The 19576-nt window shown below is 66.8% G+C and carries 20 protein-coding genes and 1 pseudogene; 17 read left to right on the forward strand and 4 right to left on the reverse strand.

The window, feature by feature from the left end:
* Positions 1-43 precede the first annotated feature (43 nt).
* The 5 genes from EV671_RS14410 (at position 44) to EV671_RS14430 (ending at position 7008) form a co-directional block, all read left to right on the forward strand.
* Positions 44-415 carry a hypothetical protein gene (locus tag EV671_RS14410; RefSeq protein WP_132572792.1) on the forward strand — a complete coding sequence of 124 codons (372 nt, stop codon included), beginning with the start codon at positions 44-46 and terminating at the stop codon, positions 413-415.
* Between the two features lie 77 nt (positions 416-492).
* Positions 493-945 (forward strand): hypothetical protein, encoded by a 453-nt coding sequence (locus tag EV671_RS14415; RefSeq protein WP_132572795.1) that lies wholly within the window; start codon positions 493-495, stop codon positions 943-945.
* Positions 946-1019: 74 nt separating this feature from the next.
* Positions 1020-2348, forward strand: coding sequence for a TolC family protein (locus EV671_RS14420; RefSeq protein WP_243655721.1), 1329 nt, complete (start codon positions 1020-1022; stop codon positions 2346-2348).
* Between the two features lie 11 nt (positions 2349-2359).
* Positions 2360-3844, forward strand: a complete 1485-nt coding sequence (locus tag EV671_RS14425; RefSeq protein ID WP_132572798.1) for an efflux RND transporter periplasmic adaptor subunit — start codon at positions 2360-2362, stop codon at positions 3842-3844.
* On the forward strand, positions 3841-7008 hold the full coding sequence (locus tag EV671_RS14430) for an efflux RND transporter permease subunit (RefSeq protein WP_132572801.1): 3168 nt from the start codon (positions 3841-3843) through the stop codon (positions 7006-7008). Before EV671_RS14425 ends, EV671_RS14430 begins: the two co-directional genes overlap by 4 nt.
* A gap of 178 nt (positions 7009-7186) precedes the next feature.
* Here EV671_RS14430 and EV671_RS14435 read toward each other — a convergent pair whose 3' ends face one another.
* The 4 genes and pseudogenes from EV671_RS14435 to EV671_RS27015 all read right to left on the reverse strand — a co-directional run bounded on the left by EV671_RS14435 (position 7187) and on the right by EV671_RS27015 (position 9804).
* A complete protein-coding gene (locus EV671_RS14435) occupies positions 7187-7597 on the reverse strand; it encodes a DUF305 domain-containing protein (RefSeq protein ID WP_132572804.1) in 411 nt (136 codons plus the stop codon).
* 65 nt (positions 7598-7662) lie between these two features.
* Positions 7663-9126 (reverse strand): multicopper oxidase family protein, encoded by a 1464-nt coding sequence (locus EV671_RS27915; RefSeq protein ID WP_338139939.1) that lies wholly within the window; start codon positions 9124-9126, stop codon positions 7663-7665.
* Positions 9118-9474, reverse strand: a pseudogene (locus tag EV671_RS27425) (DUF4396 domain-containing protein); the annotation flags it as partial. The gene EV671_RS27915 and the pseudogene EV671_RS27425, both read right to left, overlap by 9 nt.
* A 12-nt stretch (positions 9475-9486) precedes the next feature.
* Positions 9487-9804, reverse strand: a complete 318-nt coding sequence (locus tag EV671_RS27015; protein WP_207911164.1) for a hypothetical protein — start codon at positions 9802-9804, stop codon at positions 9487-9489.
* Between the two features lie 421 nt (positions 9805-10225).
* Between EV671_RS27015 and EV671_RS14445 the strand changes: the two genes are divergently transcribed.
* From EV671_RS14445 to EV671_RS14500, 12 genes are all read left to right on the forward strand, one after another.
* On the forward strand, positions 10226-10618 hold the full coding sequence (locus EV671_RS14445; protein ID WP_132572807.1) for a hypothetical protein: 393 nt from the start codon (positions 10226-10228) through the stop codon (positions 10616-10618).
* Between the two features lie 160 nt (positions 10619-10778).
* A complete protein-coding gene (locus EV671_RS14450) occupies positions 10779-11081 on the forward strand; it encodes a hypothetical protein (protein WP_132572810.1) in 303 nt (100 codons plus the stop codon).
* Positions 11082-11119: 38 nt separating this feature from the next.
* On the forward strand, positions 11120-11404 hold the full coding sequence (locus EV671_RS14455; protein ID WP_132572813.1) for a DUF2933 domain-containing protein: 285 nt from the start codon (positions 11120-11122) through the stop codon (positions 11402-11404).
* 27 nt (positions 11405-11431) lie between these two features.
* The gene (locus EV671_RS14460; protein WP_132572816.1) at positions 11432-13195 is read left to right on the forward strand and encodes a copper resistance system multicopper oxidase; all 1764 of its coding nucleotides are present in this window, start codon (positions 11432-11434) and stop codon (positions 13193-13195) included.
* Between the two features lie 2 nt (positions 13196-13197).
* The gene (locus tag EV671_RS14465) at positions 13198-13920 is read left to right on the forward strand and encodes a copper resistance protein B (protein ID WP_132572820.1); all 723 of its coding nucleotides are present in this window, start codon (positions 13198-13200) and stop codon (positions 13918-13920) included.
* A gap of 27 nt (positions 13921-13947) precedes the next feature.
* Positions 13948-15093, forward strand: coding sequence for a S1C family serine protease (locus tag EV671_RS14470; RefSeq protein ID WP_132572823.1), 1146 nt, complete (start codon positions 13948-13950; stop codon positions 15091-15093).
* Between the two features lie 34 nt (positions 15094-15127).
* A complete protein-coding gene (locus tag EV671_RS14475; RefSeq protein ID WP_132572826.1) occupies positions 15128-15445 on the forward strand; it encodes a heavy-metal-associated domain-containing protein in 318 nt (105 codons plus the stop codon).
* A 23-nt stretch (positions 15446-15468) separates the two neighbouring features.
* On the forward strand, positions 15469-16257 hold the full coding sequence (gene ppk2 / locus EV671_RS14480; protein WP_132572829.1) for a polyphosphate kinase 2: 789 nt from the start codon (positions 15469-15471) through the stop codon (positions 16255-16257).
* 12 nt (positions 16258-16269) lie between these two features.
* Entirely contained in the window at positions 16270-17958 is a 1689-nt protein-coding gene (locus EV671_RS14485) for a DUF3141 domain-containing protein (RefSeq protein WP_132572832.1), read from the forward strand.
* Between the two features lie 123 nt (positions 17959-18081).
* Positions 18082-18591: a hypothetical protein gene (locus EV671_RS14490; protein ID WP_132572835.1), complete on the forward strand. Its 510-nt coding sequence runs from the start codon at positions 18082-18084 to the stop codon at positions 18589-18591.
* 171 nt (positions 18592-18762) lie between these two features.
* Positions 18763-19212 carry a MerR family transcriptional regulator gene (locus EV671_RS14495; protein ID WP_132572838.1) on the forward strand — a complete coding sequence of 150 codons (450 nt, stop codon included), beginning with the start codon at positions 18763-18765 and terminating at the stop codon, positions 19210-19212.
* 45 nt (positions 19213-19257) lie between these two features.
* Complete coding sequence (locus EV671_RS14500; RefSeq protein ID WP_132572841.1) at positions 19258-19560, forward strand: DUF2933 domain-containing protein; 303 nt, start codon at positions 19258-19260, stop codon at positions 19558-19560.
* Positions 19561-19576: the final 16 nt, after the last annotated feature.

Consider the following 19576-nt stretch of genomic DNA (forward strand, 5'->3'; position numbering starts at 1 on the left):
CGACGATCCCATCTACAACGAAGGAGACCCCTTGAAGATCACCATGATTCCCACCCTCCTGGCAGGCGCTGCCATGTTGATGATCGCCGTGCAGGCACGGGCAGAGCTTGTCGAGATCCGCTTCAATGAGCAGGGCCGCTTCGAGCACAGCGCGACGGTGGCGGCCGGCAAGTTCGTCGAGATCTGCAGCAAGCTGACCAAGGGGCAGGCGCTGCCCTGGACCTTCAAGTCCGACCAGCCGATGCAGTTCAACATTCACTATCACGAGGACAAGAAGGTCGAGTTCCCGGCGAAGCTGCAAAGCGCGACCTCTGCCGAGGCGCGCCTGGAGGTACCAATCGATCAGCACTACTGCTGGATGTGGGCCAACAAGGGCAGCACGGACGCCCAGCTGACGTTCTCGGTGCAGAAGTGACGCTTGCCTGCCACTCGTTCGCCCGGATCTTGATCTGTAGCAAATCCGGCTGTTCTCGGCCGCGCTAGGCTACGCCCATGTTCGCCGCAAGACGCATCGTCAAAGCCTGGGGACGCCGGATCATCGGCGGCTTCATTGCGACCTTGCTGCTCAGCCAGCTTGCGCTGGCGGCGTACGCGTGTCCGAAACTCGGCGCCAGCCACGCGGCCGCGATGCAGGCATCCGGCATGGCGATGAGTGCTGCGGCCGAGATGGCCTCGATGCCGGACTGCCATGCGATGCCGGGCACGATGGACGAGAAGGCGCCGCAGCTGTGCCGCGCGCATTGCAGCAACGACGGGTCCGCGGCCTCGGTGCCGCATGCTAAGGACTTCAAGCCCAGCGCCGTGCAGCTGATCGGGTTGGCCTATGTGGCGGCGCCCGTCCTGATCGTGCCGGAAGCAGCCGAGCCTGGCCGCTTCACGCTCCAGCCGGACGAGCGATCCGGCTTCCCACCGCGCTACCTCACCCTGCAGGTCCTCCGAAATTGACGCCTTGAGACGCGTCTGCCGCGCCGTTGTCGCGGTAGGCGGGCTGTTTGCGGCTTTCAGTTTCGAGGACCACCATGAACATCTCTTATCCCGCTGCGATGGCGCGGCGGTGCTGCGGCCAACGGGCCAAACCGTTCCCGCCTGCGTTCCCGTCCACGTGCCCATCAGCTACCCGTGCGCGGCGAGTCCCGGGCCTGCTGCTGGCCACCTTTCTGGCATGTTTACCGGCCGCATCCCAAGCTCTCAGCTTCAGTGAGGCGGTCGCATTGGCGCAGGGCCAGAGCCCCGCACTGTCGGCACAGCAGCTGCAGATCGCTGCAGCGGCCTCGGTTCAGGTGTCAGCCGGCGCTCTGCCTGATCCGAAGCTGTCGGTCGGCGTCGAGAGCCTGCCGGTCAGCGGCATGGATCGCTGGAGCCTGACGCGGGACTTCATGACGATGCAGCGCATTGCGCTGATGCAGGACGTGCCCAACGCGGCCAAGCGAGAGGCGCAGCGGCAGACCGCCCAGGCGCGCACCGAACGCGAACGGGCCTTGCTGGTGATTCAGCGGCTGCAGCTTCAGCTCGATCTCAGCCTGGCATGGATCGCTGCGCAGTCGGCCGACCAGCGCAAGTCGCTGCTGGATGAATTGCTGGCCGAAAACCAGCGACTTCAGGAGAGCCTGCCCGCGCGCATCGCCGCCGGCAGCGCCCAAGCGACGGACCTGTTGATGGCACGTCAGGAAGCCCTGGGCCTCAAGGATCGGCAGGACGAGCTGGCACGAGATCGCCTCAAGGCGCGGTCCGCGCTGCGCCGCTGGCTGGGCGCCCGCGCCGACGAACCGCTCGCGGACCCGCCGCCAACCCTGCGCATCCCTTTGGAGCAGCTGCGTGCCAATCTCGACCGGCACGCCGAGCTGGCGCTGTACCCGGCGATGCGGCAGATGGCGCAGGCCGAAATGAGCGAAGCACAGGCGGAGAACCGCGGTGATTGGGGCTGGGAGGTGGCCTACAGCCGGCGCGGCCGGCAATGGGGTGACATGGTGTCGGTGCAGTTGAGCTTCGACCTGCCGTGGCAGAAGGAGCGCCGGCAGCAGCCGCAGATCCGGGCCAAGCAGTTGGAGGCGCAGCGTGTCGAGGCGGAGCAGGAAGACGTGGCCCGTCGCCACCTGCAGGAGTTGGATGACGCCGCTGCAGAGCTGTCCACCTTGGAGCGCCAGATCGAACGGCTGGTGTCCACCGGCATCAGCCTGAGCCGTGAGCGCGCCTCGCTGGCACTGACCAACTACCAAACCGCCAAGGGTGACCTGAGCAACGTGCTCGGCGCGCGAGCCCAGGTGCTGGAGAGCCGACTGCGGCTGATTGACCTGACCGCGCAGCGCGATGTCCTCATCGCCCGCCTGAACAGCCTGACCGCGCCCTGAGGAGCACGACCATGAACACGAAGAAGATCATCGCCGGGCTCACGCTGCTGGCCGCCGGCATCGCGATCGGCTATGGCGCCTCACAGTGGCGCAGCTCACACTCGACGGGCGATACCCAGGGGCCGGGCGCCTCGGAAACCCCTGACCGCAAGGTGCTGTACTGGTACGACCCCATGCAGCCGACACAGAAGTTCGCCAAGCCCGGCAAGTCGCCCTTCATGGACATGCAGTTGCAGCCCAAGTACGCCGACGAAGGCGGTCAGGCCGACAACGGCGTGACGGTGTCCGGGCAGACCATTCAGTCGCTGGGCCTGCGCACTGCACCTGTCGAGCGCGGCCGGTTCGCCGCCAGCGTCGATGTGGTGGGCACGGTGCAGCTCAACGACCGCGATGTCAGCATCGTGCAGGCCAGGTCCGGCGGCTTCGTCGAGCGCGTCTACGCCCGGGCGCCCGGCGACGTCATCGCGGCAGGCGCGCCCCTGGTGGACCTGCTCTTGCCGGAGTGGATCGGCGCGCAACGAGAGTTCCTCGCCGTGCGCGCCCTGAAAGACGAAACCCTGCTGGCAGCGGCCCGGCAGCGCCTGCAGTTGCTCGGCATGCCGGCGACGGTCATCGACCAGGTCGAGCGCAGCGGGGATGTCCAGGGCCGGTACACGGTGACGGCGCCCCAGGGTGGCCTGATCGCCGAACTGATGGTTCGCCAGGGCATGACGGTGTCTGCCGGCATGAGCCTGGCGCGCATCAACGGACTCTCGACGGTCTGGCTCGAGGCGGCCGTGCCGGAGGCGCAAAGCGGGACCACCCAGGTCGGGCAATCCGCCGAGGTCCGGCTGGCGGCGTTCGCGGGCGAGACCTGGCGGGCGCGTGTCGTGAGCATCCTGCCCGAAGCCAACAAAGAGTCCCGCACGGTGCGGGTGCGCCTGGAGGTTCCCAATCCGGGGCAGCGCCTGAAGGCCGGCATGACCGGTCAGGTGAGCCTCCAGGGCCGCGAGCTTGAAGCCCTGCTGGTTCCGAGCGAAGCCGTGATCCGTACCGGGCGGCGCGCAGTCGTCTATGTCGTCGACGCGCCGGGCAAGTTCCACCCGGTCGAGGTGCAGCTGGGCGCGGAGGTCGACGACAAGCTGGCCATCCTGGGAGGGCTGACGGCCGGGCAGCAGGTGGTGGCCTCCGCGCAGTTCCTGATCGACTCCGAGGCCAGCCTCAAGGGCATCCTGCCCGCAGCGGCTGCCGCGTCGGCGGCAGGTGGTGCGGCATCGGCCGCCACGGTGCCGGCGGCGTTCTCGGTGACCGGTGTCATCCAGAACGTCTCGCCGACGGAGATGACTTTGGCGCACGAGGCTGTGCCTGGCTTGAAGTGGCCGGCGATGACCATGGCCTTCAAGCTGGCGGATCCCAAGCTGGCCCAAGGCCGCAAGCCCGAACAGAAAGTCCGGTTCACATTCGAGCAGCGGGGGGACGACTACGTCATCACGCGCATCGAGGAGGTGTCGCGATGATCGCCCGCCTGATTCGCTGGTCGGTCAAGAGCCGCTTCCTCGTGCTGCTGGCGACGCTGATGCTGACCGCCTGGGGCATCTGGGCGGTGCGCAGCACGCCCGTCGACGCCTTGCCCGACCTGTCCGACGTCCAGGTCATCATCCGCACGACCTACCCGGGGCAGGCGCCGCAGATCGTCGAGAACCAGGTGACCTATCCGCTGGCGACGACGATGCTGTCCGTGCCGGGCGCGAAGACGGTGCGCGGCTTCTCGTTCTTCGGCGACTCTTTCGTGTACGTGCTGTTCGAAGACGGCACGGACTTGTACTGGGCACGGTCGCGCGTATTGGAATACCTCAACCAGGTGCAGGGCCGGCTGCCTGCCACGGCCAAGGCCAGCCTCGGGCCCGATGCGACCGGGGTGGGATGGATCTTCCAGTACGCGCTGGTCGACCGCAGCGGCAAGAACGACCTGGCACAGCTGCGTGCGCTGCAGGATTGGTTCCTGAAGTTCGAACTGAAGAGCCTGCCCAATGTGGCAGAGGTCGCCTCCGTCGGCGGCATGGTCAAGCAGTACCAGGTCGTGGTGAACCCGATCAAGCTGGCGGGCTACGGCCTGAACCAGGCGCAGGTCCGCGACGCGGTGATGCAGGCCAACCAGGAGTCGGGCGGCTCTGTGCTGGAGCTTGCCGGCGCCGAGTACATGGTGCGGGCCAGCGGCTACCTGAAGACGCTGGATGATTTCCGCGCGATCCCGCTGGTGTCGCGTGGCGGCGTGCCGGTCAGGCTGGGTGACGTCGCGGTCGTACAGCAGGGACCCGAGATGCGCCGCGGCATCGCGGAGCTGGACGGCGAAGGCGAGGTAGCGGGCGGCGTGGTGATCCTGCGCTCGGGCAAGAACGCCCAGGAGACCATCGCCGCGGTCAAGGCCAAGCTTGCAGAACTGCAGAGCAGCCTGCCCAAGGGCGTCGAGATCGTCACGACCTACGACCGCAGCGCGCTCATCGAGCGCGCCATTCGCAACCTGACGACCAAGCTGGGCGAGGAATTCCTGGTGGTGGCGATCGTCTGCGCCATCTTCCTGTGGCATTTGCGCTCGGCGCTGGTCGCCATCATCTCGTTGCCGCTGGGTGTGATGACGGCCTTCCTCGTGATGCGGTACCAGGGCATCAACGCCAACATCATGTCGCTGGGCGGCATCGCCATCGCCGTCGGCGCGATGGTGGACGCGGCCGTCGTGATGATCGAGAACGCGCACAAGAAGCTGGAAGCCTGGCAGCACCAGAACCCTGGGAAAACGCTCCAAGGCGCCGAGCACTGGGAGGTCATCACGCAGGCGGCCGAGGAGGTTGGGCCGGCGCTGTTCTTCTCGCTGCTCATCATCACCTTGTCCTTCGTGCCCGTGTTCACGCTGGAAGCCCAGGAGGGGCGCCTGTTCGGGCCGCTGGCGTTCACGAAGACCTATGCGATGGCGGCGGCGGCGGGCCTGTCGGTCACGCTGATACCGGTGCTGATGGGCTTTTGGATCCGCGGCCGCATCCCCAATGAGCACAAGAACCCGATCACGCGGGCGTTGATTGCCGTCTACCGGCCGTGCCTGGAATGGGTGCTCGGGCGTCCGAAGACGACGCTGATCGTCGCTGTGCTGACACTGTTGACGACGGCCTGGCCGCTCAGCCAACTGGGCGGAGAGTTTCTGCCGCGGCTGGACGAAGGCGATCTGCTCTACATGCCGTCGGCGCTGCCGGGCCTGTCCGCCCAGCGGGCCACCGAGCTGCTGCAGCTGAGCAACCGCATGATCAAGACCGTCCCTGAGGTGGAGCGAGTCTTCGGCAAGGCCGGCCGCGCCGAAACCGCGACCGACCCTGCGCCCCTGGAAATGTTCGAGACGACCGTCAAGCTCAAGCCGCGCGAACAGTGGCGCGCCGGCATGACGCCGGACCGTCTGGTCGAAGAGTTGGACAAGGCGGTCAGGATTCCTGGCCTGTCCAACATCTGGATCCCGCCCATCCGCAACCGCATCGACATGCTGGCCACCGGGATCAAGAGTCCCATCGGCGTGAAGGTGACCGGCAGCGACCTGCGCGTCATCGACCGGATTGCGAGCGAGGTCGAACAGGTGGCCAAGGGCATCCCCGGTGTGACGTCGGCCCTGGCGGAACGGCTCACGGGCGGGCGCTACATCGACGTGCGTATCGACCGCGTGGCGGCTGGCCGCTACGGGCTCAACATCGCCGAAATCCAGTCAGTGGTCGCGGGTGCAGTGGGCGGCGAGAACGTCTCGGAGACTATCGAGGGCCTGGCGCGATTCCCCATCAACATCCGCTACCCCAGGGAGTGGCGGGACTCGCCCGAGCGGCTGACGCAACTGCCGATCTCCACGCCGATGGGCCAGCAGATCACGCTGGGGACCGTGGCGACCGTCGTCATCACGGACGGTCCGCCGATGCTCAAGAGCGAGAACGCGCGGCCCTCCGGGTGGGTCTACGTCGACGTGCGTGGCCGGGACCTGGCGTCAGTGGCGAACGAACTGCGGGCCGCCGTTGCCCGGCAGGTGAAGCTGGAACCGGGTGTCAGCGTCGCCTATTCGGGCCAGTTCGAGTACCTGGAGCGAGCCAACGCCCGGCTCAAGGTCGTCGTGCCGGCCACGCTGCTGATCATCTTCGTGCTGCTGTACCTGACCTTCGGCCGATGGGACGAGGCGGCACTGATCATGGCGACCTTGCCGTTCGCGCTGACGGGCGGCATCTGGTTCCTGTACCTGCTGGGCTACAACCTCTCCATCGCGACGGGCGTCGGCTTCATCGCGCTGGCGGGCGTGGCGGCCGAGTTCGGCGTCGTCATGCTCATCTACCTCAAGCATGCCGTCGCGGACCGGCGCCCCGACGGCGCGGCGCTGACGTTGGCTGAACTGCTGGATGCGATCCGCGAGGGCGCGGTGCTTCGGGTGCGACCCAAGGCCATGACGGTGGCGGTGATCCTGGCCGGCCTGGTGCCCATCGTCTGGGGCAGCGGAACAGGTTCGGAGGTGATGAGCCGCATCGCAGCGCCCATGCTGGGCGGCATGGTGACGGCGCCGCTGCTGTCCCTGTTCGTCATTCCAGCGGCCTACCTGCTGATGCGTCGGCCGCGCAGGAAAGCAGCCATGGCCGGCGCGCCGGCCGGGCAAGGCCCCGCCGCCTGAAAGGAAGAAGCCCTGCGGCGCAGGGCTTCGAAGAACTGGGAGCTTGAGCCATCCGGCGTCGGCAGCGTGGAGCTGCATCTGCCATCCGGGTCGCGCTCCGCTAGACGGAGGGTCGACTGACCGATGGCGAATGATATTTCAGCGGGCTGGCATGGATGAGTGCAAGCCGGCTAGTGCGTCACGGATGCTTCTTCATCCACGCGTCGAGCTGCGCGATTTCCTTGGTCTGATCCTTGATGATCTTGCGCGCCATCGCCTTGAGCTCCGGCGACTTGCCATGCTCTGCTTCGGGCTTGGCCATGTCGATGGCCTGCTGATGGTGCATCTTCATCATCATGGCGAAGTCCTTGTCGAGGTCGCCGCTCATCGGCATGTTCTTCATGCTCTCCATGCCGCTCATCATGGTGCCGTGCATCTCCTTGGACACGTCCGCGTGAGAGCCCGTCATGGGCTTCTTGTCCATCGGTGCGCTGGCGGATGCTGCCGGCGAGGCGGTGCTCTGTGCGCTGGCGCTGCCAGCGGACAGGGTTGCGAGAACTGAAACGCTCAGGCCGACGGCAAGGCGGATACAACGGCGGGTCGGGTTCATGGTGCTCTCCTGGGGTGGTTGGAAAAACTTGGCCAGGAACCTGCTGCGCAGCCTGGCCGGGATGCTCAGCTGGCGGGATCGCCTTCGACGTCGATGTGCATCATCAAACCGCCACCGCCTTTCGTTTCCACGTTGTTGTTCGTGGTGTGGTGGGAGATGTGGCAATGGATCATCCACTTGCCCGGCTTGAGCGCCGTCCAGATCACGTCGTAGCGCTGGCCGGGACCGACGTTGACGGTGTCGGCCTTGTAGCGGGCGGCAGGCGGCAGTGTTTCACCGTCGCGAGCCACGACGACGAACGGCCCGCCGTGGATGTGCATCGGATGGATGAAGCCGCTGTTCGAGCCGATGAAGCGCACTTTGAGCGTCTCGCCGACCTTCATCTTGATCGTGTCGGTCTCGGGAAAGGCGCGCCCGTTGATGGTGAAGTAGTTCGGCATGCCACCTTCCATCGGCATCGCCGGGTAGGTCAGCCCTTCGCGCTTGAGCCATTCCTGCAGCATCAGCGTGTACTCGTGGTCCGCGGGGATCTCGTCCTTGGGGGTTGCCGGGTCGATGATGAGCGCGCCATACAGACCCAGCGCCTGCTGCCGGTCCACGTGGTCGTGCGAGTGATAGAAGTAGGTGCCGGACTGGACGGCGGTGAACTCGTAGCGGTAGAGCTCGCCGTTCCCGATCGGCATTTGCGTGACGCGCGCCGGGCCGTCCATGACATTGGGAAGCACCAGTCCGTGCCAGTGCACCGTGGTGGACTCGGGCAAGCGGTTGGTCACGTTGATGCGTACCCGGTCACCCTGCTTGAAGCGCAGTCGCGGGCCCGGGACCTGGCCGTTGAAGGCGAAGGCCTCCATCGAGACGTTCGGCAGGATCTGCCATCGGATGACGGAGGTCTCCAGGTCGAAGACCTTGACGCCGTCCTCGATGCGAGGCGTGAGTTCCTGGTCACCGCGCTTGTCGAGACCGTAGGTTGCCGTCACGAAGCGCGGCGGCACAGCGGCCATGTCGCGCATCGCTTCGCCCGGCGTGTCGCGGTCCATGATCATGCCCGGCGGCATGATGGCGCCGCCCACGTCGCGCGCACTGAGGCTCATGTTGACGAAGTTCGCTGGAGCCGCCATGCCTGTGAGGAGCAGCAACACGGAGATCCCGCCCACCGCCGCGAGTTGTGGGCGGGTCAAGTCGGTGGACATGGCGCCATCGTGCCCGCCATGCTTGCCGCCGCCGTGCTTCATGCCTGCGTGCCCGCCAGCAGGCTTGCTTTTATCTGCGCCGTCGTGCGGCTTGTCAGCCTCGGCCATGGCCATGGCGGGCGCGCCCGAGTGACCGTGATCGGCCGAGTGCGGCGCAGGAGCGGCGCTCGCAGCGTCGTGAGCCGCGTGGGCGGGCATGGCGCCCTGGTGCCCATGGGCAGAGTGGTCCTCGTGCTCGGCCATCTTGCCCGCACTCTCGCCGGCCTTCTCGCCCACCTCAAACCGGCTGCCAGGCTTGCGCTCGGTCATCAGGCCGTGTTTCATCTTCTGGGCGACCATCCAGACATTGACCGGGTAGGCCAAGGCAAAGCCGGCCATCACGCCCAGGGACATAACGCCCCAGAACAGCAGCTCAGTCGGCTCCATCGCGCGCATGTCGCGGCCCATCATCAGCAGGCTCATGACTGGCGCCATCCCGGCCATCATGAAATTCATGCTGATGAACTCAGGGACGAAGCTTTTGCGGACGTTCTCCCAGTAGGTGCCGCCCATCATGCTTTTCATGAAAAGCGACTGGAAGATGAAAAGGCCGAATGCAAAGCCGGCGACATACTCGACGATCAGATCGACCCACATCGGCAAGCCAAGGGCGGCGGTGATGACGGCGGCGAGGATGATGCCGGTGGCGTCTCCGGCGACTCAGTGGATCGTCGATCCGACACCCTGTCTCCATAGAGGGGCCACGAAGGTTTCGTGCGTGCCAGGCCGGGGCTCCTTGTCCGACATCACGTACAGCAACAGGCCGAAGGGACCCATGTACAGCGTGACGAGGATGAAGCCCCACCGCATGACGGTCGGCTCGGGGTTGTTGCGGAACTGGTCGTACGCCACGAAGAGCGTGGACGCACCGGCCAGAAGAAACCAGACAACGAGGAAGTAGTCGATCGGCTGAATAAGCATGTGTCGGCGGTCCGTCTGCACGAGCGCGTTGACGTCGATGCGAGGCGCGAGCGTCACGTCTTCAAGCGCGGGGTCTCGCAAACTGCCGCCAATGCTAGGAGTCGGGTCCCGCGCACCAAGGTGTTGAACGCGCTACGGCCATGTAGGAAATGACTGATGCGTCGCCTCAGCTGACGCGAAAGACAGTTCATTGATACGCGCTCGCGCGGACAGCAGGTCGAAACTGGTTCTTGTACTAATGCCACGGGTGCAACGACTCGGGTAACCGCTTGTCATGGGCGATCTCGTTCGGGCCCCGGCGCACCAAGCGCGAAAGGAAGCTGAACCCATGGGTCAGCACGTTGGTCAAGCGGGCACGACAGCCGGAGCCGCATACCGGCCTGCAGGCATTCGACGCGAGTTGATCTTCATCAACGTCGGGAACCAGCGTGCCTCCTAAGCTCGGTCCCATGCTCACCTGATTTGCCACGAGACTTCCATGTTTAGCCACCGACGACAGCTACGCCGCTGGGCAGCCCGCCTGCTGCTGGTGTGGCTGTTCGGCGTGGCGACGGGTGTGGCGAACGCGTGTGCAATGGGCTTCTCTCCGGGAGCTGAAGCGGTAGCCCAAACTGCGTCGTCGCATCATCACGATGGGGATGAAGGCGACCACGCCAAGGGAAATTGCCAGGACTTTTGCCAGAAGGCTTCGGTCACCGTGCCGAGTGCGCAGTCCGCGCCCGACAAGGTGACTCTGGCGGCACTGCCCTTGTTCGCGAGCATCGCGCCGGCGCCCGTGCTGCCGCAGATCTCCGCCTTCTGGCCGGCCATGCCGCCCGACCGGCAAGGCGCGCCGCCAATCTCGATCCTCTTCCTGCGACTGGCGCTATAGCGCCTCCGAGGTCCATTTCCTCGCGGACTGCCCTTGGGGCTGCGCCGCACAGGCACCCGTGGCTGCGCGCCACGTGCGTGACCGACAAAGAAGCCCACCCAACCGTCGGCGTGCTGCGTATGCAGTCGCATCGACATCGCTTGTCCTTTGGAGATCAACCATGAAGAACCTTCACACTCTTTCGTTCGTCCTTGCTGTCGCTGCGTTTGCCGTGCCGGCTCTGGCCCAGGAACGCGCCGCGTCCGCGCCCATGCCGGCGATGGCCGCGTCGATGCCGATGACGTCAGGTGACTGCGCCAAGAGCGCGATGAAGCGACACGATCACGGCGCCGAGCGCAACACGGGCACGAGCGCGACCGCCACGACGATGCCTTGCGCCGCGGATGGTGCCGCTTCCTCGGCAAGCACGAGCAAGAAGAAGGCGGGGCACGACCACGCCAAGTTCCACAAGAACCAGGGGTGAGCCAGAGGTCCGTCCTCGGCTTCCCAAGGAGCAACGTAATGACCACGCATCACCAACACCCCGAGTCCCCAGGCGGGCCGAACTGGTCGCGCATCAACCAATGGCTGCTATGGATTGGCCTCGCAGTCGCGGTGGGCTGGCTGTTCTTCGGCCATAGCGCGCATTTGCTGCAGATCGCGCCGTTCCTGATCCTGCTCGCCTGCCCACTGATGCACCTCTTCGGGCACGGCGGCCACGGCCACGGCGGGCATCAATCCGACGAACAGCCCGTACCGCCCACACGCGCCGAGCCAAAACAGGACCCCGGCGGCCATATGCATTGAGCGCCGTCCAACCACAAGGACAACATCATGAAACCTTCCCCTGCTGCGGCGACCCTGACGCCGCCCACGCTCAGCCGCCGCACGCTGCTCGGCGGACTCGGCGCCGGCTCGCTGGTGGCGCTCGCCGCGCTGCCGCGTCGCGCCTTCGGCATGCCCGTATTCGACCTCACGCGGCTCGTGCCTCAGACGGTGGTCGAGCTGACGATCGAAGAGACCGACCTTGAGTTCGGCGGCATTCGCCGCAAGGCCAAGACCATCAACGGCACGGTGCCCGGGCCGACGCTGTGCTTCCACGAAGGCGACGCCGTGACCGTGCGCGTCACCAATAAGCTGAGCGAGGACACTTCGATCCACTGGCACGGCCTGAAGGTGCCGGCGAACATGGATGGCGTGCCCGGTGTCAGCTTTGCGGGGATCAAGCCCGGCGATTCCTTCGAATACCGCTTCACGGTGCAGCAGAGCGGCACCTACTGGTACCACAGTCATTCGGGCCTGCAGGAACCGGAGGGCATGTATGCGCCGTTGGTGATCCTGCCGCGCCATCGCGACCCGTTCCAGTTCGACCGCGACTACGCAATCCTGATCAGCGAGTGGACGCCCGACGCACCGCCTGCCGTGTACCGGAACCTAAAGAAGATCGACGGCTACTACAACTACCACAAGCGCACGCTGATCGACTTCTACCGCGAGTTGCAGAACGCTCCTGATAACGCGGCACGCCGTCGTGTGATGGACGAGCGACTCGCCTGGATGCGTATGCGCATGGATCCGACCGACCTCTCGGACGGTCCCGAGGACACGGTGTTCTTGCTGCAGGGCAACGACGCAGACCAGAACTACACGGCGCTGTTTGAACCCGGCGAGCGGGTGCGCTTGCGCCTGATCAACGGCACCGCGCTGACCTTCATGGACGTGCGCATTCCGGGACTGCGCATGACGGTGGTGCAGGCCGATGGCCAGAACATCGAGCCGGTGGTGGTCGACGAACTGCGCATCGGCAACGGCGAGACCTACGACGTGATCGTGCAGCCTTATGAGATGCGCGCCTACCCGATCGTTGCCGAGGCGATGGCACGCACCGGCATGGCGCTGGGCACGCTGGCTCCGCGCGCGGGCATGCGTGCTGAGGCACCGCCGCTGCGCGAGCGGCCGCTGCGCACGCTGGCGGACATGGCGGGCCACACCGGGCATGGAGAGGCGTCGGGCGTAGCGCCGGCCGCCACCGGACCGCATGCCGGCCCCGGAGCGAAGACCGCGCCAACAGGTGCGACCGACCCACATGCCGGTCACGACATGCCAATGGTGATGGGCGACACGATGCAGCCCGCTCACGCGATGCCGCCCGCCGCGCAAAGCGCGTATCGCAAGCTCTCCTACGCCGATCTGCGTTCGCTAGCCTCCAGTCACGAATCTGCTGAGGCGCCGCTGGAAGTGGGCGTGCGCCTGACCGGCGTGATGTGGCGCTACATCTGGACCCTCAACGGCGAGAAGCTCGGCGAGGCGCAGCCGGTCAAGCTCAAGCGCGGGCAGCGCGTGCGCCTGTCGATGGTCAACGAGACCATGATGGAGCACCCGATGCACCTGCACGGCTTCTTCGCCCGTCTCGTCAACGGGCAAGGCGATCGGGGCGCGCTGAAGCACACCTTCATCGTCAACCCGGGGCAGACGGTAGTGGCCGATTTCACCGCCGACGAGGCCGGTGCCTGGGTCTTCCACTGCCACCTTTTCTATCACGCGATGGCCGGCATGGGGATGGCATTCCTCGTCGACGGCCTGCCGGCGAGGAGCTGAACATGCGTCTTTCCAAATCGGTAGGGCGCACGCTTGCGCCAGTCTTGCCCGTCTTGTTAGGGCTGTCGCTCGCAGCCGTGGCTGCAGGCGCGCGGGCCGCCGACTGGCTCAGCTACACGCGCATCGAGGCGGGTTTCGGTCGCGCTGGCGGCGAAAGCCAGCGCTCGGTCGAGGCCGAAGGCTACGTGGGCGGCGATACCCATCGCCTGCGCTGGCAACTGCTGGGCGAGTCGCCGCGCTCGGTGGCCGAGCCGACCTCGGGCCGCCTGATGTATGGCTACCGCATCGCCGACTACTGGGACGCAGTGGCCGGCGTGCGTGTCGATCGCGCGATCGGCGGCGTGTCGCGCAACTACGCCGTGTTCGGCTTCAACGGCCTGGCGCCGTACCTGTTCGACCTCGACGCGACGCTGAGCGTTGGCGATGGTCGTGCGCTGTTCGACATCGAAGGCCGGCACGAGATGCTGCTGACGCAGCGCTGGATCGTCTATCCGTTTGCGGCGCTCGGTGCGGCATCGCGCAGCGATACGCCGATCGGCCTGGGCAGCGGCATCAACCGCACGCAGTTCGGTCTCGGCTCCCGCTACGAGTTCACGCGCCAGGTCGCGCCCTTCGTCGCGCTCAGCCGCGTCAACCTGCATGGCGGCGCAGCAGATGCGGCGCGCAGCGCAGGTGAACGCGCGAACGAGACCGTCGTGCGTGCCGGCGTGCGGCTGGTCTTCTGAACACGCGGCGGCAAAGGGAGGAACGTGATGCAACGCTGGATCCGGTTCACCGGCCAGACCGTGGCCGCCGGCGTCCTCGCCTGGAGCCTGCTGTGGCTGACCCGGCCGGACGCACCACCGGCCGGCCCTGCGGTCGACCTGAGCCTACCCGTGGCGTCGCCGGTCGCGCAGCAGCCCATGCCCGCGTCGGACGCCCACGCCAGCTACAGCGCAGCAGTGCGCATCGCGATGCCGTCGGTGGTCAACATTTACACCGCCAAGCAGATGCCGCGCGGCCGCGGGTGGCTCGACCAGCGGCGCCACGACTACGGCGAAGGCGTGCCGCAGCGTGCCACCAGCCTGGGCTCGGGCGTGATCTGGCGTCCCGACGGCTACATCGTCACCAACTACCATGTGGTCGAAGGAGCGGACGAGATCGCGGTCGTGCTGCCCCAGCGCGCGCCGCTGCGTGCGCGTGTGGTCGGGGCCGACCCTGAGAGCGACCTCGCGGTGCTGCGGGTCGAGGCGCGCGAGCTGCCAGCGATCCAGCGCCGCGGCGGCAACTCGCTCGACATCGGCGACGTGGTTCTGGCCATCGGCAACCCGTTTGGCGTCGGCCAGACCGTCACACAAGGCATCGTCAGCGCTACCGGCCGCAACCACCTGGGCATCAACACGTTCGAGAACTTCGTGCAGACCGATGCGTCGATCAACCCCGGCAACTCCGGCGGCGCGCTGGTCGATACGGCGGGACAGCTGGTCGGCATCAACACCGCGATCTACACCCGATCAGAAGGGTCGGTGGGCATCGGCTTCGCGATTCCTGTCGATCTGGTCGACACAGTGGCCGAGGCGTTGATGGCCGGCGGCCGCGTGCGCCGTGGCTGGCTGGGCATCCAGGCGCAGGACGTCGATACAGCGCTGGCCGACAACCTGTCGTTGCCGGTACGCGGCGGCGTGCTGGTGGCGGCCGTGGAGCCGCGTGGCCCCGCGGATCGTGGTGGCCTGCGGCCGGGCGACGTGATCAAGGCGGTCGACGGCCGACCCGTGACCGACAGCGCCGCGCTGACGCAACTCGCGGCGGCCGGCAAACCCGGCAGCTCGATACAGCTGGACATCGAACGACGCGGCGCGAGGGTGACGCTGGCCGTCACGCTCGGCCAGCGCCCGGCGCTGCGGCGCATTGAAGACTGAAGGAACTCCCGCTCCAACCTCGAAAGGGCATGACATGGAAACGATTGAACTCGAAGTGAAGGGCATGACCTGCGGCTCATGCGTCGACTCGGTGAAGCGCGTGCTGCAGCGTGTCCCGGGTGTCAGTGGCGTGGATGTGAGCCTGTCGCTCGGCCGCGCGCGCGTGACCACGACCGCGAATACTGCTGCGACGCTCGCCGCCCTGACTGCGGCCCTGGACGCAGCCGGCTATCCGGCCGCCCCTGCTGCGGCCATCGCAGCAGGGGGCCCGCCGTCATCTGACCACGCGCACGCCGGCGGTTGCGGTCACGCCGCAGGTCCGAAGAAGCCGGGCGGCTGCTGCTGCGGCTGAGCCGCGCCACCAGGAACATCGAAATGAACAAGAAGAACGAGAGCAAGGCCCAGGCGAGAAACGACGCGCCCGACTACGACGCGCAACTGCACCTGCTGCAGATCGAGCTGGTGAAGCTGCAGCGTCACTTCATCGGCTGCGGCGACCGCATCTTGCTGCTGCTCGAGGGACGCGACGCGGCGGGCAAGGACGGCACCATCAAGCGCATTGTCGAGCACCTGAGTCCGCGCGAGACCCGTTTCATCGCACTGGGCAAGCCGTCCGATCGCGAACAGGGACAGTGGTACTTCCAGCGCTACGTGCCGCTGCTGCCGACGCGCGGCGAGTTCGCGCTGTTCAACCGCAGTTGGTACAACCGCGCCGGCGTCGAGCGGGTGATGGGCTTCTGCACCGCCGAGGAGTACGAGGAGTTCATGCAGACCGTACCGGCCTTCGAACAGATGCTGGTGCGATCCGGCGTGAAGCTGCTGAAGTACTACCTCGACATCTCGCGCAAGGAACAGGCCCGGCGCCTCGAGGACCGGCGCAGCAATCCGCTCAAGCAGTGGAAGCTCAGCCCCATCGACGAAGTCGCGCAGAAGAAGTGGAAGGCCTACGGCAAGGCGCGCGACGCGATGCTGCGCCACACCCACCACGCGGCCGCACCGTGGGCAGTGGTGCGCGCCGACGACAAGGAGCAGGCGCGGCTGAACCTCATGCGGCACGTGCTGCGGCGCCTGCACTACCCCGACAAGAACCCGGAACTGCTGGCGGTGGACGAGGCGGTGGTCCTCGACTGGGCCGTCGATGCGGCGCCACCTGCCTTGGCCTGATGCGAGAACACCATGAATACACGCCTGATCGATAGCAACCCGTCCACGCCCGCACCCGAGCCTTCGCCTTGGCCACTGGATGCCTGGACACGCTACGCGGCCGATGCGTGGTGGCGCGGGGTCGCGGCGATGGACACGCTGCGCCAGCGCGCCGACAACATGCAGGCGCACGAGGCGGCCGGGATGCCGCCGCTGCTGCACTTCGAGGCCGAGGTGGCGGCGGACGCCCACACGTTCGACCCACCATCAAACTACCGGCTTTTGCGCGTCACGCGCTGCGGCAGCGACCACTTCGAGGAGCATGTGAAGCGCGGCGCTGCGCCAGTATTGGTGGTCGATCCGCGCGCCGGCCACGGCCCTGGCATTGGCGGCTTCAAGCGCGACTCCGAGGTCGGGATGGCGCTGCTCGAAGGCCACCCGGTTTACTTCGTCGTGTTCGACCCCGAACCCGTCGAAGGCCAGACGCTCGGCGCCGTCATCGGATCGCTGGCGCGCTTCATCGACATCGTCGCGCAACGGCACCGTGGCAAGCCGCCGATCGTCTACGGCAACTGCCAGGGCGGCTGGGCGGTGACGATGGCGCTGTCGCATTGCGAGCGCCGCGCGGGCCTGGCGGTGCTTAACGGCTCGCCGCTGTCGTACTGGGCCGGCGAGGCGGGCGTCAACCCGATGCGCCTGGCCGGCGGCTTCACCGGTGGTGCGTGGGCGACGCATCTTCTCGCCGACCTGGAAGGCGGGCGCTTCGACGGTGCCTGGCTGGTGCAGAACTTCGAGACCTTGCGCCCCGAAGGCGTGTTCAAGAAGTACGACACGCTGTTCGCGCGCCCGGATGCCGAGCGCGAGCGTTTCCTCGAGTTCGAGCGCTGGTGGAACGGCTACTACTTTCTCGGTCGCGAAGAGATCCTCTCGATCGTGCGAGACCTGTTCATCGGCAATCGACTCGAGAAGGGTGAAGTCGTCGTCGACCACGGCTGCCGCGCTGACCTGACGCGCATCCGGACGCCTATGCTCATCTTCAGCTCGGAGGGCGACAACATCACGCCGCCTCACCAGGCGCTGGGCTGGCTGCGCGCGGTGTATCCGTCGACCGAGGCGCTCGTCGCGGCCGGGCAGCGCATCGTCTACCTGATCAACCCCAAGGTCGGGCACCTGGGCATCTTCGTATCGGCCGACGTGGCGCGCCGAGAGCACCGAGCGATCCTGCACCACAGCGCGGCAATCGAGGCGTTGCCACCTGGCCTGTACGAAATGAAGCTCAACGCCCCGGCTGGACCGGACGACGTGCCGGGCGCTCAGTTCGAGCCGCGCCGGCTGGAGCAGATCCACTTCGAGGCGAACCCGCCCGGGTTCGAGCGCGTGCAGGCGCTGTCAGAGCGGCTCGATGCGCTCTACGGCACGTGGCTGTCTCCGCTGGTACAGCAACTGGCCGCTCCGCTGCTGGCGCTCGGCATGGAGCGGCTACACCCGATGCGAACCAGCCGCATCGTCTGGTCCGAGCACGTGGTGCCGGTGCTCGCGCTGCTGCCGTGGCTGCGCACGGCGATCGAAGCCAGCGGGATGCGCGACGTGCAGCGCGACGCCAATCCGTGGTATGTCGCCGAGCGCGCTGTTGCACATGCGACCGAGCAGGCGATCGAATCGTGGCGCGTCGCCCGCGACCAATGGGCCGAGGCGGCCTTCAGGCGCCTCTACCCGGCGTGATGGGCACACGCATGTCGGCATCTCGTCGCTGGGTTGATCTCCGTCAAGGGTTTGTTCCCATGAACGCTTAACCTGGTTCTTAGAGCACATCCACCACACGGACCACTGGCGCACCCACCGATCATGAGCACGATGAAGTCGACCTGGCGACGAATCGCTTGCAGCGTGATCCTCGCGCTTTTCACGGCGAGCGTGATTGGCGGCACGGTGTGCACCGGACACATCGCGCCGCATGCCTCGCACGCGCACGGTTGGATGTCGCTTCCATCGCATTCGTCCGAGGCGCAGCATTCGCATGCGGAACCGGATCGCATCGCAGCCAGCGCACGCCAGGACGGCGCTGCGGGTGCGATTACCAATACGAGCACAGAGCAGGCAGGCGACCCGTCATCCGACGATGACGATTGCGACGCGGGCTGCAACCCGCCCGTCTACGTCACGGCAACCACGGCAGCGGACGGTACCAAACAGATCGACCCTGGGTCGTCGGTGCAACTCGATGTTGTCCCTGTTCAGTGGGTGCTCGAGGTCCGGGCCGCTGCGCCCGATGAGCGCTGGCTGCATGCGCCACCCGCTGCGGCGGCCCCGCCCCCGCAAAACCTGTTCTCCGTCTCGGCGCGCCTGCGCATTTGACACGGCATTCGACGCGCTGACGGCCACCGCATGCGGTCGGCCGAGCCTTGCGCGAACCCATCGGGCTGGCCGGCGCTGGTGCCTGCTTGACCTGTGTGTCGCACCTGGGTCCAAGCTTACAGGCTTGCTTAGGTTGGGTATTGCGCCCCACCGCACGCACACGAGACGACGATGAAACTGAACGAATGCGCCCGCATGGCGGGCATCACGGCGGACACGCTGCGGCACTACCTGCGGCTCGGACTGATCGAGCCGCAAGCTCGCACGGCCAATGGCTATCGCCGCTTCGGCGACGACGCCCTGGCGCGCGTGCGCTTCATCCGCAGCGCGGTCGGGCTCGGCTTCAAGCTCGGCGACGTTGCGGAACTGCTAAGCATGAGCGAGCAAGGCCATCTGCCCTGCCCCCGGGCGCGCGAGCTTCTCAGCGAGCGCATCGCACGGCATCGACAAGAACTGGACGCGATGGCCGATCTGTACATGCGCATGCAGCGGGCGCTGCACGAATGGCAGCAGATGCCCGACGGGGCGCCCGATGGGACCCTAGTGTGCGGCCTGATCGAAGGCGTGGCCGCAGATATGCCGCCCGATCGCGCCAGGCGCGCCGCAGCGCCACGGCGCTGATCGCAGGCTTTCCCAAGCAAGTTCCACCACTTCAAGGAGCCGACCATGAAACGAAATCGATCTCATCCCACCGGTCGCCACATGCGCGGCGCAGCCGCGCCCTGGGTGTTGGGTGGCTTCGCAGCCATCGCCTTGTACTTCTTGCTGACCGAGCACCGGGCCCATCTGCTGGGCGCATTGCCATTCCTGCTGTTGGCCGCGTGCCCGTTGCTGCACATGTTCCATGGCCATGGCGACCATGGCGGTCATGCCGGGCACGCACCCGACGACGCCCCGGCGCCGGCACCGGCCAAGGATCCGCCGCCCGCATCGACCGGCACGCCGCCGGCCGCCCATCACCATCACTGAATCTCCCCAAGGAGGA

It is taken from the genome of Roseateles saccharophilus, from assembly GCF_004342485.1.
GTDB lineage: Bacteria > Pseudomonadota > Gammaproteobacteria > Burkholderiales > Burkholderiaceae_C > Pelomonas > Pelomonas saccharophila.

What these genes read in the sequence shown, in the direction of transcription:
- EV671_RS14410 (WP_132572792.1), top strand. Translation starts at nt 44, where the DNA reads ATGATTCCCACCCTCCTGGCAGGCGCTGCCATGTTGATGATCGCCGTG.
- EV671_RS14415 (WP_132572795.1), top strand. Translation starts at nt 493, where the DNA reads ATGTTCGCCGCAAGACGCATCGTCAAAGCCTGGGGACGCCGGATCATC.
- EV671_RS14420 (WP_243655721.1), top strand. Translation starts at nt 1,020, where the DNA reads ATGAACATCTCTTATCCCGCTGCGATGGCGCGGCGGTGCTGCGGCCAA.
- EV671_RS14425 (WP_132572798.1), top strand. Translation starts at nt 2,360, where the DNA reads ATGAACACGAAGAAGATCATCGCCGGGCTCACGCTGCTGGCCGCCGGC.
- EV671_RS14430 (WP_132572801.1), top strand. Translation starts at nt 3,841, where the DNA reads ATGATCGCCCGCCTGATTCGCTGGTCGGTCAAGAGCCGCTTCCTCGTG.
- EV671_RS14435 (WP_132572804.1), bottom strand. Translation starts at nt 7,597, where the DNA reads ATGAACCCGACCCGCCGTTGTATCCGCCTTGCCGTCGGCCTGAGCGTT.
- EV671_RS27915 (WP_338139939.1), bottom strand. Translation starts at nt 9,126, where the DNA reads ATGGTCGCCCAGAAGATGAAACACGGCCTGATGACCGAGCGCAAGCCT.
- EV671_RS14445 (WP_132572807.1), top strand. Translation starts at nt 10,226, where the DNA reads ATGTTTAGCCACCGACGACAGCTACGCCGCTGGGCAGCCCGCCTGCTG.
- EV671_RS14450 (WP_132572810.1), top strand. Translation starts at nt 10,779, where the DNA reads ATGAAGAACCTTCACACTCTTTCGTTCGTCCTTGCTGTCGCTGCGTTT.
- EV671_RS14455 (WP_132572813.1), top strand. Translation starts at nt 11,120, where the DNA reads ATGACCACGCATCACCAACACCCCGAGTCCCCAGGCGGGCCGAACTGG.
- EV671_RS14460 (WP_132572816.1), top strand. Translation starts at nt 11,432, where the DNA reads ATGAAACCTTCCCCTGCTGCGGCGACCCTGACGCCGCCCACGCTCAGC.
- EV671_RS14465 (WP_132572820.1), top strand. Translation starts at nt 13,198, where the DNA reads ATGCGTCTTTCCAAATCGGTAGGGCGCACGCTTGCGCCAGTCTTGCCC.
- EV671_RS14470 (WP_132572823.1), top strand. Translation starts at nt 13,948, where the DNA reads ATGCAACGCTGGATCCGGTTCACCGGCCAGACCGTGGCCGCCGGCGTC.
- EV671_RS14475 (WP_132572826.1), top strand. Translation starts at nt 15,128, where the DNA reads ATGGAAACGATTGAACTCGAAGTGAAGGGCATGACCTGCGGCTCATGC.
- ppk2 (WP_132572829.1), top strand. Translation starts at nt 15,469, where the DNA reads ATGAACAAGAAGAACGAGAGCAAGGCCCAGGCGAGAAACGACGCGCCC.
- EV671_RS14485 (WP_132572832.1), top strand. Translation starts at nt 16,270, where the DNA reads ATGAATACACGCCTGATCGATAGCAACCCGTCCACGCCCGCACCCGAG.
- EV671_RS14490 (WP_132572835.1), top strand. Translation starts at nt 18,082, where the DNA reads ATGAGCACGATGAAGTCGACCTGGCGACGAATCGCTTGCAGCGTGATC.
- EV671_RS14495 (WP_132572838.1), top strand. Translation starts at nt 18,763, where the DNA reads ATGAAACTGAACGAATGCGCCCGCATGGCGGGCATCACGGCGGACACG.
- EV671_RS14500 (WP_132572841.1), top strand. Translation starts at nt 19,258, where the DNA reads ATGAAACGAAATCGATCTCATCCCACCGGTCGCCACATGCGCGGCGCA.